At 45.1% G+C, this 15,699-nt stretch carries 15 protein-coding genes; 3 read left to right on the top strand and 12 right to left on the bottom strand.

Annotation, left to right across the window (positions count from 1 at the left end; all coding sequences use genetic code 11):
- Positions 1–22: 22 nt before the first annotated feature.
- The 6 genes from hfq to FX988_RS11270 all read right to left on the bottom strand — a co-directional run bounded on the left by hfq (position 23) and on the right by FX988_RS11270 (position 6,663).
- The gene (hfq, locus tag FX988_RS11295) at positions 23–274 is read right to left on the bottom strand and encodes an RNA chaperone Hfq (protein ID WP_006994043.1); all 252 of its coding nucleotides are present in this window, start codon (positions 272–274) and stop codon (positions 23–25) included.
- Between the two features lie 79 nt (positions 275–353).
- The gene (miaA, locus tag FX988_RS11290) at positions 354–1,301 is read right to left on the bottom strand and encodes a tRNA (adenosine(37)-N6)-dimethylallyltransferase MiaA (protein WP_160179915.1); all 948 of its coding nucleotides are present in this window, start codon (positions 1,299–1,301) and stop codon (positions 354–356) included.
- Entirely contained in the window at positions 1,285–3,288 is a 2,004-nt protein-coding gene (mutL, locus tag FX988_RS11285) for a DNA mismatch repair endonuclease MutL (protein WP_160179914.1), read from the bottom strand. Before mutL ends, miaA begins: the two co-directional genes overlap by 17 nt.
- Before the next feature lie 47 nt (positions 3,289–3,335).
- Complete coding sequence (locus FX988_RS11280; protein ID WP_160179912.1) at positions 3,336–4,673, bottom strand: N-acetylmuramoyl-L-alanine amidase; 1,338 nt, start codon at positions 4,671–4,673, stop codon at positions 3,336–3,338.
- Complete coding sequence (gene tsaE, locus FX988_RS11275; RefSeq protein WP_160179910.1) at positions 4,673–5,131, bottom strand: tRNA (adenosine(37)-N6)-threonylcarbamoyltransferase complex ATPase subunit type 1 TsaE; 459 nt, start codon at positions 5,129–5,131, stop codon at positions 4,673–4,675. The genes FX988_RS11280 and tsaE overlap by 1 nt, the downstream gene beginning before the upstream one ends.
- A complete protein-coding gene (locus FX988_RS11270; RefSeq protein WP_160179908.1) occupies positions 5,128–6,663 on the bottom strand; it encodes an NAD(P)H-hydrate dehydratase in 1,536 nt (511 codons plus the stop codon). The genes tsaE and FX988_RS11270 overlap by 4 nt, the downstream gene beginning before the upstream one ends.
- Between FX988_RS11270 and queG the strand changes: the two genes are divergently transcribed.
- Complete coding sequence (queG, locus tag FX988_RS11265; RefSeq protein ID WP_160179906.1) at positions 6,651–7,844, top strand: tRNA epoxyqueuosine(34) reductase QueG; 1,194 nt, start codon at positions 6,651–6,653, stop codon at positions 7,842–7,844. The two genes, FX988_RS11270 and queG, sit on opposite strands and share 13 nt — an antisense overlap.
- 48 nt (positions 7,845–7,892) lie before the next feature.
- Here queG and FX988_RS11260 read toward each other — a convergent pair whose 3' ends face one another.
- From FX988_RS11260 to FX988_RS11250, 3 genes are all read right to left on the bottom strand, one after another.
- Positions 7,893–8,270, bottom strand: coding sequence for a hypothetical protein (locus tag FX988_RS11260; protein ID WP_160179905.1), 378 nt, complete (start codon positions 8,268–8,270; stop codon positions 7,893–7,895).
- A gap of 116 nt (positions 8,271–8,386) precedes the next feature.
- Positions 8,387–9,133, bottom strand: coding sequence for a tRNA1(Val) (adenine(37)-N6)-methyltransferase (locus FX988_RS11255; RefSeq protein ID WP_160179903.1), 747 nt, complete (start codon positions 9,131–9,133; stop codon positions 8,387–8,389).
- Complete coding sequence (locus FX988_RS11250; protein ID WP_160179901.1) at positions 9,130–9,780, bottom strand: NAD(P)H-binding protein; 651 nt, start codon at positions 9,778–9,780, stop codon at positions 9,130–9,132. The genes FX988_RS11255 and FX988_RS11250 overlap by 4 nt, the downstream gene beginning before the upstream one ends.
- A gap of 63 nt (positions 9,781–9,843) precedes the next feature.
- On the opposite strand from FX988_RS11250, the gene FX988_RS11245 reads away from it, so the two are divergent.
- Entirely contained in the window at positions 9,844–12,051 is a 2,208-nt protein-coding gene (locus FX988_RS11245) for a S9 family peptidase (RefSeq protein ID WP_160179899.1), read from the top strand.
- Between the two features lie 81 nt (positions 12,052–12,132).
- Here FX988_RS11245 and FX988_RS11240 read toward each other — a convergent pair whose 3' ends face one another.
- Positions 12,133–12,507 (bottom strand): PH domain-containing protein, encoded by a 375-nt coding sequence (locus tag FX988_RS11240; protein ID WP_007984414.1) that lies wholly within the window; start codon positions 12,505–12,507, stop codon positions 12,133–12,135.
- A 119-nt stretch (positions 12,508–12,626) separates the two neighbouring features.
- Here FX988_RS11240 and FX988_RS11235 point away from each other — a divergent pair, with 119 nt between their 5' ends.
- Complete coding sequence (locus FX988_RS11235; RefSeq protein ID WP_160179897.1) at positions 12,627–13,643, top strand: serine/threonine dehydratase; 1,017 nt, start codon at positions 12,627–12,629, stop codon at positions 13,641–13,643.
- Positions 13,644–13,712: 69 nt separating this feature from the next.
- On the opposite strand, the gene FX988_RS11230 is transcribed toward FX988_RS11235, so the two are convergent.
- Positions 13,713–14,621, bottom strand: coding sequence for a carbon-nitrogen hydrolase (locus FX988_RS11230; RefSeq protein WP_007984411.1), 909 nt, complete (start codon positions 14,619–14,621; stop codon positions 13,713–13,715).
- Positions 14,618–15,670, bottom strand: a complete 1,053-nt coding sequence (locus FX988_RS11225) for an agmatine deiminase family protein (protein WP_160179895.1) — start codon at positions 15,668–15,670, stop codon at positions 14,618–14,620. Before FX988_RS11225 ends, FX988_RS11230 begins: the two co-directional genes overlap by 4 nt.
- Between the last annotated feature and the right edge of the window lie 29 nt (positions 15,671–15,699).

Below are 15,699 nucleotides of genomic sequence, written 5' to 3'. Positions count from 1 at the left end.
GTTCTCCTGATACCTTCACTAACTATTGGTTCTCGTCAGCGTCCGCATGAGGATTAGTAGCTGCAACCGGTAGCGCCCGTGAAGGAACGACGGTAGAGATTGCATGCTTATATACCATTTGGCTGACGGTGTTTTTAAGCAAAATGACAAATTGGTCGAATGACTCAACTTGACCCTGTAATTTAATCCCGTTGACAAGATAAATTGATACAGGAATACGCTCTTTGCGTAGCGCATTTAAAAATGGGTCTTGTAAAGACTGCCCTTTAGCCATCATCTATCCTTTCTTTTTATTATCAAATTCGCCTTTTTGCCCAGTATACAGAAATAAAAAAGGCTGTATAGCTCACGGCTCACGTACGAATTCTGCTGAGTTTCATCACATTAGTCAAATTGTCTTTTGAAAAGGTATCTAACCAATGTAAGTTTTGCCAACTGCGTAACCACGTTAGTTGACGTTTTGCTAGTTGTCTGGTGGCTGCTAAGCCTTTTTCACGCATTTCTTGGTAACTATTATTACCGTCTAAATATTGCCACATTTGTCGATATCCAACGCAGCGCATAGAGGGTAAATCTAAGTGTAAATCTTCACGTTTTCTTAACGTGGCCACTTCGTCTTCGAAACCAGAATTAAGCATAATATCAAAGCGTTGAGCTATTCTATCGTGCAAAACATGACGGTCTTGAGGAGCGATGGCAAATTGTGAAAACTGATATGGGGCCGAAGGTTGTTTATTCAAACTTAATTCGGTCATTGATTTACCGCTAATGCGATAAATCTCTAAAGCGCGGGTTAAACGTTGGGGATCATTGGGATGTATTCGCTGCGCAGAAACTGGGTCAATCCCTTGTAATTCCTGATGTAGCGTCTGCCATCCATTTTCTTGCGCTTGTTTTTCAATTTCAGATCTGACCAGTGAATCTGCTTGTGGCAAAGTGGATAGCCCTTCAGTTAATGCTTTGTAATACATCATGGTGCCACCCACAAGCAATGGAATACGTCCACGCTGAGTAATGTCTTGCATGGCCACTAGCGCATCACGTCTAAATTCTGCTACAGAGTAACTTTGTACTGGGTCGAGGATGTCGATTAGCCGATGAGGGGCTTGGGCAAGTTCGTCAGCGGTTGGTTTGGCTGTGCCAATATCCATGCCTTTATAGATTAACGCTGAATCAACACTGATTATCTCACAAGGAAGTGCTTGGCATAGCTCAATGGCCAGTGCCGTTTTACCGGAAGCCGTTGGGCCCATAAGTAATATGGCTGGCGGGAGATCTTGCTTGTCAGTGAGTTGATTCAATATGTGCGCTTACTAGTTGTGCTAGCGGTAATGGCACCGCTTTATTCATCAAAGTGTTAAATGTCTGTGGGTGCTCATGTAACGTCATCCACATTTTATGCATTTGAAGTGGGGTGAGTTTTGGTGAATGCAATGCAATACAGTCAAATAAATGCGTTTTGACTGCACTTTCTTCTATAGATTGCATCTTCTCGCTGCTTTCAGCGCTCATCTGGGCATCAAGTAATTCAGGTAAAATATTCGCCCAAGGTAACTGGCGCATCCCAGAGGGGACTTTCCTCAAAATGATACGCTTCTGACTCCAGCCAATCTCTACGCGGTTGTTGAGCAGTGTATCGTATAAAGCTTGGGCACTGTGTAGCGTTTCTTTGTTAGCCGTTATAGATACTGGCATCAATAGCGGCTGGGCAACCACATTTTGTTCGTCGAATGTGGTACTAAGGTGCGCGGCAACGAGCGCATCGGCTGACAATATGTAATGTTGCGCATCAAATAATACCAGTAGTCGCTCATCATCTAGGGGTAAGCATAGGTGGTGTTTTTCATGAGGGGAGGAAACATCAGCGCTAAGTGCATTACTGGTGCTCATTAGTTGCTGGTAACCTTTGACCGCTTGCGCTGACACGCTATTTCCCGAGCCGGGTTTTGATGTGGTGCTGTGAGGCGTACTTTTGATGTTACGTCTAGGGACATCTACTGCAACATTTTGTAATTGACCGCTTTGCTGATGCGCCTGGGCATCACTATTTGTATCTTCTGAATAGCCTGAGAGGGCTTGGTTTTCATTCACGCTTAGCTTAGGCGCTTCATTATCAGTGTAAGGCGCTCGTACAAACTGGTTATTTGCTCGCTGAGCAATTCGATCTTGTGTGTTTTCATTGTTGTGCTGCGCCGATTGAAGGGGAGCAATATAATCGTGTTGGGGTGCCACCTCAGCTAATTCGCTTGGACCAGGTTGGCTTGGCGCATCACTAAAGTATTGGTGAATGGCGTCAGCAATAGCGCGGAAAATAAAATCATGTACTAAGCGGGCTTGATGAAAACGTACTTCGTGCTTTGCTGGGTGCACGTTAACGTCTACTTCGTTATGAGTAATGTTTAAATACAGTACATAGTTGGGTGAGGAATCAGGGTGAATAACCCCTTCAAATGCTTGGCGAATGGCATGATTGATTAACTTGTCGCGCATCATGCGGCCATTAACATAAAAATACTGCACGTCAGATTGCTGATGCGCTATATCTGGTGGGGCTATCCAGCCAGATAACGTCATGTCTTGATAATGACTGTCTAAAGCAATGGCTGTGTTTGCGAAGTCTTTATTGCAAATAGCGCCTAGGCGTTTTAGATGGTCCGTTTGCTGGGTTAGAGCAGGGTACTTGCGTAACAGCTTACCATTATGTTTCAAGCTAAAGCTGACATCAAAACGGCTAAGAGAGATCCGCCGGATGATTTCGTCGATATGATTGAACTCGGTTTTTTCCGCACGTAAAAATTTTCGCCGAGCTGGGGTGTTAAAGAATAAATCGATTACTTCGACGCAAGTTCCATCAGGGTGGGCAACTGGGTTCAATTGCACCTGCATATCTCGGCCTTGAGCATGTGCCTGCCATGCTTGCTGCTGGCTTTTGGGTTTCGAGGTGAGGGTTAAGCGGGCCACTGAACTAATACTGGCCAGCGCTTCACCGCGAAAGCCCAAACTATGAATATGCTCTAAATCATCTAGTGAACTGATTTTACTGGTGGCATGGCGACTTAAGGCCAGTGCTAATTGGTCTTTCTCGATACCGCCGCCATTATCGCGAATGCAAATACGCTTGTGCCCACCTTTGTCGATTTCAATGTCGATTTGGCTCGCCCCAGAATCAAGGCTGTTTTCAACCAATTCTTTGACAACGGATGCTGGGCGTTCTACCACTTCACCTGCGGCGATTTGGTTAGCAAGTTGAGCAGGTAAGATACGTATCATTGCACGGGTGGCAGACAAAAAGTGACCTCAATAAAATCGTGAAACTGTGGTAATTGTATAACGGACTAGGTGCGAGGAATAGTCAGGATTTGCCCAATACGCACAACGTCTGAGCGTAAATTGTTGGCGGCTTTAATTGCTCCAACATTGACATTGTAACGCTGGGCAAGCAACGAAAGGCTTTCACCACTGCGTACTTTGTGGGTGCGAGTATCGCGTTTTTGTTTGGCCCATAAAGAATCATCTGGGGGAGACTCAGAAAAGTGGGCTTTAACAGCGCTGAAAATAGACGTCGCTAGTTGCTGGCGAAACTTCGACCAATTTAGGTTTTTTTCCTCAGATGGGTTGGAGATAAACCCCGTTTCTACCAAGATAGAAGGAATGTCCGGTGAGGTTAATACCGCTAAGCTGGCTGCTTGAGGAATCTTTTTGTGCATTCTGGTAATGCCGCGCAATTTACCGATCACCTTTCGGCTTAAATCGTAACTGGTCGTTAAGGAATGATCCATCGACATATCTAACAAGGCTTGTGTTAAATAGCGCTCACTTGCAGTGTCTTGAATAACTTCTGCTGCACCTCCGAGTAATTCTGAATGACGCTCAGATTTTTCCATCCAGCGACCAAGTTCAGTGTTGGCGCGGCGCATAGACAATACCCAAACCGATGCTCCTCTGGGCTGGGGAGTGGTAAACGCGTCAGCGTGAATAGAAATGAGCAAATCGGCTTTATGTTTACGAGCAATATCAGGGCGCTTATTGGGTGAAATATAGTAATCACCCGAACGCGTCATGACTGCTTTCATGCCAGGCTCAGCATCAATTAGTTTGGCCAGTCGCTGGGCTACATTCAACGTAATGTTTTTTTCGAATGTGCCGCCTCGTCCGATCGAGCCTGGATCTTCGCCACCGTGACCAGCATCAATCACAATCACGATATCGCGGGATTGTTGAGCACTATTATGTTTGACCACAGTGGGAGCCGATGCTGGTGCATTTTTGTCATCTAGGTCTATTACTAAGCGATTCCGATATGGCTCAGTAGGAGGTAAAGCAAAAAGATTACTATCGAGTTTTTTGTTGAGTTCGATAACAACCCGAATGCTGTTTTTATCTTTAGCTGAGCTATAACGAAGTTTTTTAACTAAGGGACTTTTGTTTGCTAGCTTGGCGAAATCAAAATTCTTTTTGGTGTCAGCTAAATCGATAACCAGCCTATCTGGATTACCCAGGGTGAAGTAGCTGTATTCTGGACTATCTTCCAGATCGAAAACAATTCGCGTACTGCCAGGTGACGGCCAGATGCGTACGCTATCTATGGCATTTTTAGCAAAACTACCAGGCACAATCACCAGCAACATGATGCTGAGGAGCGCTGATAATGATATTGGCCGCAGATACTTCATTAGGAGATCAAATTACTCAATAGTGTTTGTCCATATTCGTTATTAGCTTGCACTGTTAACGAGCGACTATTTTCAATGAATTCAATACTAATGTGTAAATCAGCCCCTGCCAAGAGGCCTTTCCCCTTATCTGGCCATTCGATTAAGCAAATACAATCGTCGTCAAAATAATCTCGAATACCAATAAACTCCAACTCTTCGGGATCAGACAAGCGGTACAAATCAAAATGAAATATACGCCAACTGTCAATTTCGTAGGGTTCTACCAGAGTATAGGTAGGACTTTTAACACGCCCTTTGTAACCTAAACCATGAATAAAGCCGCGACAAAAAGAGGTCTTTCCTGCGCCTAAATCGCCCTCAAGGTAAACAACTGTGGCGCGATTACACAGATTCGCCAGTCGTGCTGCTAATTCAGTGGTAGCTTGTTCATCCGCCAAATAAAAAGAGTGCTTCATGTGGGATTAACTAATTCTCGTAAAGGTTCAAATAAATCGCTGGCAAGCATACCACGTTGACCATATTGTTGGGCAAGGTTATCCGCGGCGCGAGCGTGCAAACAAACGCCATAAATAGCCCCTTGTGTGGCACTCATGCCTTGGGAAATAAAACCGGCAATAATACCTGTTAGTGTATCTCCCATGCCAGCGGTAGCCATACCTGGGTTACCATCTGCGCAAATCCAGCGTTGCTCACCATCGCTAATAATAGTACCAGCGCCTTTTAATACGGCAACGGCATTATATTTTTTAGCTAACGTTTGGGCGGCATTCAGTCGGTCGTTTTCTATCTCAGACACGCTACAATGCAGTAGTCTTGCTGCTTCTCCAGGGTGAGGCGTAATAACGCTACGTTTGGTCGATAATAGTGTGTGCGAGCTTCGACTCGAATCCGCTAATAAGTTGAGGCCGTCAGCATCGATGACACAGGGTTTTTGATGAGATTCTAAATGAGCCATCAACTGGCTAAAAATATCAGTCGCCCATTTGTCAGTGCCTAATCCTGGGCCAATTGCCAAACATGATGACCAATCAAGCTGTTTATCCAGTTGCTCACTGGCAATCATCAATTCAGGGCGTCCCATGGAAATAGGCAAACGACTATCTGTATGGCAATAAGCGCGTACTAAGGCGGCACCGGTACGCAAAGCCGCTTCGCTGGTTAAGCGCAATGAGCCTGGCATACCGCTATTGGCCCCAACCGACAGTAAACGACCAAAATGGCCTTTGTGCGCATTAGGCTCTCGCTTGCCAAGCTCAGGTAAATCTACGTAGCTCACTTTGCACGCTACAGGCGTGGCAATGGTATTAAATGCATCTGCTATATCTAAATCATCATAAATAAGCTTGCCGCAGTAGGATTTACCTTGACCTGTAAGCAAACCTGCCTTTTGCGCCACAACTGTGACAGTACAGTCGGCTTTTATACTTACCCCCAGCGGTACGCCAGTGTCGGCATTTAGACCAGAAGGCACATCGATACTCAGCACGGGTAGGGCAGAATCATTCACGGCATTAATAAGCTCGCCGGCGTCATCCCGAACTTGCCCAGTCAAACCTGTGCCAAGTATGCCATCAACGATAACATCATATGGGGCAAACTCTACTTCTTGCCAGTGCTTAACGCTGCCGCCTTCTTTAAACCAGGCGTCTTGAGCTGTATGCGCGTCTCCGCTAAGTGTCTTGTTAGGGTTCAATGCCGCTACTGTTACTTGCCAACCAAAAGACTTGGCCAAGGCGGCGACGACATAGCCGTCTCCAGCGTTATTGCCGGCCCCAACAATGACCAATACATTGTGGGCATAGGGGAAATTAGCTTTTAAGTGACGAAATATGCCTTGACCTGCTCGTTGCATGAGCATGTACATATTGTAACCACAGGTTTCTGCCGCTTCTTCTTCATGCTGGCGTACCTGCTGCGCGAGAAAAACTTTCTGTGATAAACTGCTCGGCGCCCAATTATCCGTCAAGGTAGTGAATGTCTTTTGCACAATATGATCTCCATCAATTAGCCCAAAATATCAAGGCTTGGGGCGAAGCGCTAGGCTTTCAACAGGTCGGGATCGCTGATATCGATTTAACGCGTCATGAACAAAAGCTGCAAGCTTGGTTGGACGAGGGCTACCATGGGCAAATGAATTTTATGGCTGAACACGGTATGAAACGCGCCAGACCGGCAGAACTATTGCCAGGAACTCTGCGTGTTATCAGTGTGCGAATGGATTATTTACCTCCTGATGCTAAATTTGCCCAAACCCTAAAAAATAAGGATACGGCGTATATTAGCCGTTATGCGCTAGGACGTGATTATCATAAGCTTTTACGTAATCGCCTTAAGAAACTGGGTGAAAAAATTCGTAGCGAGTGCACAACTGCTAATTTTAGACCCTTTGTAGATTCAGCCCCAGTACTTGAGCATGCATTGGCTGAAAAAGCCGGTATCGGCTGGACAGGCAAGCACTCACTGACATTGAATAAAGAAGGGGGGTCGTGGTTTTTCTTGGGTGAACTGTTTATCGATATTCCGTTACCCGAGGATGAGCCAGTAGAAGAGCAATGTGGTAGCTGCAATGCCTGTCTTACCATCTGCCCAACGCAAGCAATTGTGGCACCGTATGTGGTGGATGCCAAACGCTGTATCTCTTATCTTACCATTGAGTTAAAAGGCGCTATACCTGAAGAATTTCGCCGAGCGTTAGGTAACCGCATTTATGGCTGTGATGATTGCCAACTGATTTGCCCGTGGAATCGATACGCTAAACTGACCAAAGAAAGTGACTTTCATCCCCGTGACATGTTGCAAGACAAAACCTTAGCAGAGTTAGCGAGTTGGGATGAAAGTACGTTTTTGAAAAATACCGAAGGCTCTGCCATACGGCGAATTGGCCACGAGCGCTGGCAGCGTAATATTGCCGTTGCCTTAGGTAACGCGCCTTATTCGCAGCAGACTTTTGAGGTGCTTACTGAGCTAGCGCAAAGTGGCACTGATTTAGTAAAAGAGCATGCAACATGGGCACTTAAAGAGCAGGCTGCTAAAAAACAATTGAGCCTAGAGGTGGTTAATATTAACGATGACACAGCAACTGACGATTCGCTTCTACCCAAGCAAGCACAGCGCTTAAATCAGCGGCTAATTCGAAGCATCGAAAAAGGCTTAATCAGGGACGCTTAATCGCTATATATGTTAATTCATATGTTTTTTCCATTATATCAAAGCGCGTTAAATAAAGTACTGAACGATGCGCGGCACACTTTCGTGATCCAAAGGTAAAGTAAAGTTCTGCCCCTGATTGTCAGCGGGAAACCCATATAAACCAAAACGATTTCCTCTGGCAACACTCACGATAGCGACAAAATTAGCCTGTTCGTCTAAATCATCTTCTAGCGGGTCGAGAATAGGCAAGGTGTAGCGACCAAACTCCATGATTGCGATTTGCCTGTGATGGCGCTGAACAAAACAAGTAAACGTGGGGTTTGGCACACAAGCATATAAAGCAAATTTCGGAATTTGTAGCCCTACACCGTGCCAGTGAAATTCCAACACATGTAAGCGGTCAGTCAGGGATGAGACAGAGTTTGGTAGCGGAACAGCGTGCATAAGAGCCTCCCAATGTGGAGCAAATAAGACCGTTTTTACGTTTGCTCTGTCTTCACATTAGGCAATTTTCTCACAAGTATCTAGCCTTTTTTCTCGGTTATTAAGTCTAAACGTGATTAAAAATTAAGGTAATAGTCTTTACAGAGCGCCATGTAATCGCCTGAATATAAGTGATTTTCTGTATAAATAGTCAATGATTCTGTGTGCAGTGGACGGGCCGCAAAGCGAAAGGCCAGTAATTCACGTAGGGCAGGCGTGTTCGGCTTGGAAAACACGGTTAATTGTTTTATTAGGTGAAGGCCTAGTGTGTTAGCGTGACCAATAAATGCCTCACAAACATCACTAGGAAGAACACAATAAAACGTTCCATCGTCGGCCAACAGTTGCGCTACATTCTCGAGTAATTCTTGGTGAGTTAGCTTGCTGGTTTGTCTGGCCTGGATTCGTTTTTTAGCATCTCGTTCATCTGTGCTCAAAGGACTGTTGAAATAAGGTGGATTACTGATGATCAGGGTGAATTTCTGCTCGACCATACTTATTTGAAAAGCCTGTAAGCTTGTTTGCTGTGCGATTAATTTATCTGACCAAGGGCTATTGGTCATATTCCGCTTAGCCTGACCTATAGCGTCGCTATCAATGTCAATTCCAGTAATATAGGTGTGCTCAGTGCTTTTCTGAGCAAGCATTACGGCTAGCAAGCCGCTGCCAGTGCCTATGTCTAAAAACTGCTGAGGAGTATTCTCAATGCTGCAAGTCGGGCACGTTACCCAACTACCCAGCATAATACTGTCGGTTCCGACTTTCATGGCGCAGTCTTTATGTTCAATGAAGAACTGCTTAAATTGAAACCCTTGGCGCTTCATTGAATGCCCTTTTGCGACGAGAAGTCTTGCAGCTTTATCATATGCGCTGCTACTTGCCACGCTGAAACCGGTTTGTATTTGGCCCAGCGCCCAAACAATAAAGGCGATATCAACTTGGCCAACACAATTCCAATACGCTCACTTAGGCGCACTTCTGATCGCTCCCCAAGTAATAATGATGGGCGGACTGCGCTAGGGTGTTGTAAGCCTGACATATTCAGTATGGCGTTTTCAAGTTCACCCTTGACTCGCAAGTAGAAACTTTTACTCTGTGCATTGGCCCCTACTGAGGATATCCATACAAAGCTTTGCACTTTTTGTGCTCGGGCAAGTTGAGCGGCTATATGCACGTATTCAAAATCGACTTTACGAAAGGCGGCTTTGCTTTTAGCTTGTTTAATGGTGGTGCCTAAGCACACGTATATATGGTCAGCGTTAAAATAGCCCTGGTAGTCTTGTAGCGCGTCAAAGTCAATAACGATGGGCTCTAACTTACCTTCTAGGTCAGGGTAATCCTTGTGTTTCAGAGGCCTTCGGACTAAGCACGTAACCTTGGTATAACGAGGGTCAGCCAAAAGCTGTGTCACTAAAGCTTTACCCACCAGGCCTGTTGCGCCTAAAACTAACGCAGTATTTCTGCTCTTCATGTTTTACCTATTTGGATCAAGTCTTTACAATGCGCAGCATATGATTAAAGGATAAAGATAATAATGAAAAATCTTTTTTGGATCTTGTTATGTTCACTGGCGGTACCGGCAATGGCAACTGAAAACCTCACGATAGAACGAATTTTTGACTCACCCGCCTTAGAAGGCAGCTCTCCAAACAGTGTGAAAGTGTCACCCGACGGCAAGCGCGTGACCTTTTTACAGGGGAAAACCACAGATTACGAGCGTTATGATTTGTGGGAATACAATATCGCCACGGGTAACAACCAAATGTTATTCAACTCGGACGATTTGCACAGCGGCCCTGAAACACTATCAGATGAAGAAAAGGCGCGCCGAGAGCGCATGCGTCTAAGTGGAACAGGCATTGTGAACTATTTTTGGTCTGATGATGGCAAGGCTTTGTTGTTTCCGTTAGCGGGTGATGCGTATTACTTCCGTTTAGGGGATGAAAAAGCACAAAAAATCTTAGACACAGACGCGTTTGAAACTGATATTCGTTTTTCACCTAAAGCGAACTTTATTTCTTACGTTCGCGAACAAAACTTGTTCATTAAAAACATCAAGACCCAGGTTGAAACACAGCTTACGTTTGATGGTAAAGGCACAATTAAAAACGCCATGGCAGAGTTTGTTGCGCAAGAAGAAATGGGCCGCATGACAGGCTACTGGTGGTCACCAGATGAAAGCAAAATCGCCTTTACCCAAGTGGACGAATCGCCGGTTGATGAAGTCACCCGTAGCGAAATATACGCTGATTCAATCAAAATGATTAACCAGCGCTATCCCAGTGCAGGCACCCCAAATGTGACGGTCAAACTGGCGGTAAAAGATCTCGCTAGCGGCGACACTCAATGGGTTGATTTAGGCAAAGAACAAGATATTTATCTTGCTAGAGTGAATTGGATGAAAGACAGTCAAACGTTGACCTACCAATGGCAAAGCAGAGATCAACAAACGCTTGAGCTACGCGCTTTTAACACCCAAAGTGCCAAGCAAAACACCTTGCTTACAGAGTCGAGCAACACGTGGGTTAATCTAAATGACGACCTACATTTCTTAAACGATCAAAAACACTTTATTTGGGCGTCGGAAAAAACCGGGTTTAAACATTTATATCTGTATAAAAACGACGGTACATTGGTGCGCCAATTAACCCAAGGCGATTGGGTAGTAGATGAAATTGAAGCTATAGATGAAAAGCAAGGTCTTGTATATTTCACCGGACGCGCGAATACGCCACTTGAGCAACATATTTATGTGGTATCTATCGCCGGTGGAGACATTAAAAAGCTAAGTCAGCGAAGCGGTACTCATGTTCCTAGTTTCAGTGACGACGCATCTGTTTATGTTGATAAATTCTCGACCGTGAATACACCATGGCAAGTCAGTTTACATCAAGCCGATGGTAAGCACCTAGCATGGTTAAATGAAAACGCGATTAAAGGGAGTCACCCCTTAAAAGCTTTGCAAAGTGACTGGGTAGAGCCAACACTCGATAGTTTTGTTAGCGACGATGGCACAAAGCTTTATTATCGTTTGTATAAACCGAAGAAAATACAAGGCAAACACCCTGTTATCGTTTATGTATACGGAGGTCCTCACGCGCAAGTTGTTACCAACAGTTGGGGCGGTAATCGTGGATTACTAATGCAATATTGGGCGAATAAAGGTTATGTGGTCTTTTCTGTCGATAACCGGGGCTCTAACTATCGAGGTAAAGCTTTTGAAGATCCCCTATACAAGAAAATGGGTAGTACAGAAGTAGACGACCAAATAGCGGGTGTGAAATTTTTGCGGAATCTACCTTATGTTGATCCTGAACGTATCGGTATTTATGGCCACAGTTACGGCGGTTATATGTCGCTAATGAGCATGTTTAAAGCTGGTGAATTTTTCAAGGCAGGTGTTGCTGGCGCGCCAGTGACAGATTGGGCGTTATACGATACCCATTACACTGAGCGTTATATGGGCAATCCTAAAAAAGATAAAGATGCTTATATCGCGTCATCGGTTTTCCCATATGCGAAAAATTTAACCGGTGATTTGATGATTTACCATGGCATGGCCGATGACAACGTATTGTTTACCAACAGCACCAAGCTGTATAAACATTTACAGGATTTAGCGATCCCATTTGAAAGTATGGATTACCCGGGTAAAAAGCACAGTATTCGTGGCAAGCAAACCGGTATACATTTGTTTCACACAATTACTAACTTTTTCAATCGTCATTTTGATATGAAATAGACCTGAAATTAGCTAGCGAATGAAAAACTAAAACGGCGACTGTGAGTCGCCGTTTTTATTTGAGCCTAGATATGTATGGAACTACGCAAACATGTGAGTTGCAAGGGTTTGCTGAATACCGACAACGGTGTCTTTTTTAAGCTCTTTCTCAATGGGTTGATCTTGCCCTGATACCCAAATTTTTATTTCTGCGTCTAAATCAAAATGTCCAGCAGTTTCAATTTTAAACTGAGTGATTGCCCGGTATGGGATCGAGTGATAATCCACTTTTCGGCCAGTTAAACCTTGTTTATCAATCAGTAGTAAGCGTTTATTAGTGAATACGTACATATCACGTACAACTTTGAACACTTGTTGAACCTCTTCAGTGGCACCGATAATTGGCGCCAATTCTTCGCTCACTTCACTAACATCTATTTCAGACGCGTTGCCCATAATGGCATCGAGTAATCCCATATTATTCTCCGTTTTGTTTTTTCCTAGTAAAACCGATTTTGGCTTAAAAGAGAACTGATAACGAATAATAGCCCATGTTAAAGTGCATGCTGGTCCATATTTTAAGGAGTTAATGGAACATGCATGAAGTGACTTTTGCAGATATCAGCGCGGCAAGAAAACGTATTGCAAGCTATGTGCGTAAGCCCGACTTAATGACGTCTGCGTTACTGAATCATTGGCTAGGGCACGAGGTGCTATTTAAAACAGAGTGTCTGCAGCGTACAGGTGCATTTAAGTTACGCGGTGCCTTAAATACACTTTTGCATGCAAGGCAGCAGAAGCAATCCATTCACCGAGTAGTGGCAAGTAGCTCTGGCAATCACGCTCAGGCTGTAGCCTATGCAGCTTCTTTGTTTCATATTCCAGTGACAATTTTTAGCGCGCAAAACATTTCGAAAATTAAAGCTGCCGCTACACGCTCTTATGGGGCGGAGTTACGTTTATTTCCGTTACGGGATGAAGCAGACCTCGCGGTGGAGCAAGCAGCCCAAGAGCCAGGTACGTTATGGATCCCGCCATTTAACCATCCTGATGTCATTGCAGGGCAGGGCACAGTAGCTGCTGAAATTTTCGAGCAAACTTCTGATGTAAATGCGTTATTTATGCCTTGCGGCGGCGGGGGATTGGCCTCGGGTAGCTTGATTGCAGCAAGACATAACAGCCCGCAAACGAAAGTAATAGCCTGTGAACCATTGGCTGGCAATGATGCAGCGCAATCATTGCGTTTAGGCAGTATACAGCGTTTAACTACACCGGCTAAAACCCTTGCTGATGGGGCTGCAACGCCTGCAATTGGCGAACATACCTATCCGCTTATTCAGCAATTGGATGGCTTTTACGAGGTGGACGAAACGCCAATCGCCTACTGGACCCAATGGCTGCAGCATTTATTGAAGCTTCATATCGAGCCAACGAGCGCGATGAGTATGCACGGCGTGGTCAACTTCCTAGCCAAGCAAAACACACCACAAAAAGTGGTGGTGATTTTATCTGGCGGGAATATTGATGCGCAAAAGATGCAGCAGATATGGCAAGATGATCATTTAATTCATCAGCCAAGCTTACCGAGCGTACCGTTAGCATCTGTGATTTAATTTTCTAACCAATACAATAAAGCCCCAGTGTTTATGCACAATGGGGCTTTATTTTACGCAGCGGGCTATTTAGTCGCGCCAGCGCTTAGTCATATCATCGTATGCATCAATACGGCGGTCACGGAAATACGGCCAAATACGTTTAACCTGTTCTGTGCGAGCCAAGTCTAGTTCAACCATCAGGTTTTGCTCACTGTCTGCATCGGCTTGTGCCAGAATTTCTCCCTGTGGGCCAGCGATGAAACTTTGCCCCCAGAATTGAATGCCGTTATCGCCCTCTACCGGTGAGGCTTCAAAGCCAGTGCGGTTTGCCACAATAACCGGCACCGAATTAGCGACGGCATGAGAGCGTTGTATGGTCTGCCAAGCGCCAAATTGGCGTTGCTGTTCGTCCTCGGTATCCGCAGGGTCCCAACCAATGGCTGTGGGGTAAAACAGCATGTCGGCACCGCGCATCGCCATTAAACGGGCCGCTTCTGGGTACCACTGATCCCAGCAAACAAGCACCCCTAGTTTGCCAACACTGGTTTGGATAGGTTCAAAGCCCATATCACCTGGTGTGAAGTAAAATTTCTCGTAAAAGCCCGGATCGTCCGGAATGTGCATCTTACGATATTTACCCACCATGCCTAGTTGGCGATCAAACACCACAGCAGTATTGTGATACAAGCCAGAGCCGCGTTTTTCAAACAAAGAGGTAATTAGCACTATATCTAACTTGGCAGCTAGCTCGGCAAAGTAGTCCGTGGCAGGTCCTGGTATTGGCTCAGCCAAATCGAAAAAATCAGTGTTTTCTTGTTGGCAGAAATACAAGGTGCTGTGTAGCTCTTGCAGCATCACTAATTCACAGCCTTGTTCGGCGAGTTTGGTGACTTGCTCAGCGCTACGTTGCCAACTTAATTGCTTGTCATTATTGGCAACCGCCTGCTGAACAACCCCTACTTTAAGGGTTTTAGCGGTTTGCGGGGTGCGACTCATAACTCACTGACTCCTGTTGCTAGTTTTTTACTGATATCAAAGGTTAATGTATTCACAGGTACTTGCATGCTAATGCAGTGCAAGCTACCAAATTGCTGTACTAGAGGTAAGCAGTTAATTGGCACTATGATATGCCCTGGATAGGCTTTCGCCATCACTTCCATGGCGAGATCATCTTGTGGTTGTTGATATACAGGACATAAGATCTGTTTATTATTTATCAAGTAGTTTGCATAAGATGCAGGCAAACGCTCGCCTTGCTGATTGAACACGCTAGGTAAAGGCAATTCGAATATTTTATGCTCTGGTAATGCCTCACGGCACTCTGCTACAAGCGCTGCTAAGCCTGCATGGTGCGAGTCTTCGGGCACATTGAATGCAGACTGGACTACCACACCATCATCAGGCGTGAAGCGTACTAGGGTATCAATATGACCATCCGTGTCATCACCTTCTAAATGCCCATGCTTAAATATATGCACGCTTTTCGCACCGAGGGCAACTTTGAAGGCACCGCGATACTGTGACATCGTCATATCACCATTGCGCTCAGGGTTCGATAAACAAAACTCCGTCGACAACAACACCCCTGCATCATCAATTTCTAATGCACCGCCCTCAGCCACCACATCAAAACTTTGCAGTGGTAAACGACATAAGCTTGCCAAGACGTGCTGATTTATTTGGTTGTCCTTTTTAGCGTCGAACTTATTGCCCCAACCGTTAAAATTAAACTCAATTGGTTGCATGCCGCCTGAACTGTGGCAAGTCAAGAAGCCATAATCTCGCACCCAAGTGTCATTATAATCGGCGCGTACTAACAAAACCCGATCGATAGGCTGAGCAAAATCTTTGCTCAAGGAAGTAAATGTTGAGAGCTCTTCATCACGAATAAGCAGTATCACGCCAGTACCAGCCCGGTTAAGCGTGGCAATGATCGTCAAATAAACTTGCCTAACATCTGCAAGCCAAGGCTGCCAATCGGTTTTGTGGTCAGGCCAAGCAAGAATAATCGCTTCTTGAGGCGCCCATTCGGGAAGTAATCGCATAGAATTTACCATCACAATATAAAGTTGCT

The sequence above is a fragment of the Paraglaciecola mesophila genome, from assembly GCF_009906955.1.
Taxonomy (GTDB): Bacteria; Pseudomonadota; Gammaproteobacteria; order Enterobacterales; family Alteromonadaceae; genus Paraglaciecola; species Paraglaciecola mesophila_A.
Note: the sequence above shows the minus strand (reverse complement) of the source record. Positions and strands in the feature narration are given on the sequence as shown.

What these genes read in the sequence shown, in the direction of transcription:
- FX988_RS11280 (WP_160179912.1), bottom strand. Translation starts at nt 4,673, where the DNA reads ATGAAGTATCTGCGGCCAATATCATTATCAGCGCTCCTCAGCATCATG.
- tsaE (WP_160179910.1), bottom strand. Translation starts at nt 5,131, where the DNA reads ATGAAGCACTCTTTTTATTTGGCGGATGAACAAGCTACCACTGAATTA.
- hfq (WP_006994043.1), bottom strand. Translation starts at nt 274, where the DNA reads ATGGCTAAAGGGCAGTCTTTACAAGACCCATTTTTAAATGCGCTACGC.
- FX988_RS11240 (WP_007984414.1), bottom strand. Translation starts at nt 12,507, where the DNA reads ATGGGATTACTCGATGCCATTATGGGCAACGCGTCTGAAATAGATGTT.
- FX988_RS11235 (WP_160179897.1), top strand. Translation starts at nt 12,627, where the DNA reads ATGCATGAAGTGACTTTTGCAGATATCAGCGCGGCAAGAAAACGTATT.
- FX988_RS11250 (WP_160179901.1), bottom strand. Translation starts at nt 9,780, where the DNA reads ATGAAGAGCAGAAATACTGCGTTAGTTTTAGGCGCAACAGGCCTGGTG.
- FX988_RS11225 (WP_160179895.1), bottom strand. Translation starts at nt 15,670, where the DNA reads ATGCGATTACTTCCCGAATGGGCGCCTCAAGAAGCGATTATTCTTGCT.
- FX988_RS11255 (WP_160179903.1), bottom strand. Translation starts at nt 9,133, where the DNA reads ATGAAGCGCCAAGGGTTTCAATTTAAGCAGTTCTTCATTGAACATAAA.
- FX988_RS11260 (WP_160179905.1), bottom strand. Translation starts at nt 8,270, where the DNA reads ATGCACGCTGTTCCGCTACCAAACTCTGTCTCATCCCTGACTGACCGC.
- FX988_RS11230 (WP_007984411.1), bottom strand. Translation starts at nt 14,621, where the DNA reads ATGAGTCGCACCCCGCAAACCGCTAAAACCCTTAAAGTAGGGGTTGTT.
- FX988_RS11245 (WP_160179899.1), top strand. Translation starts at nt 9,844, where the DNA reads ATGAAAAATCTTTTTTGGATCTTGTTATGTTCACTGGCGGTACCGGCA.
- queG (WP_160179906.1), top strand. Translation starts at nt 6,651, where the DNA reads ATGTCTTTTGCACAATATGATCTCCATCAATTAGCCCAAAATATCAAG.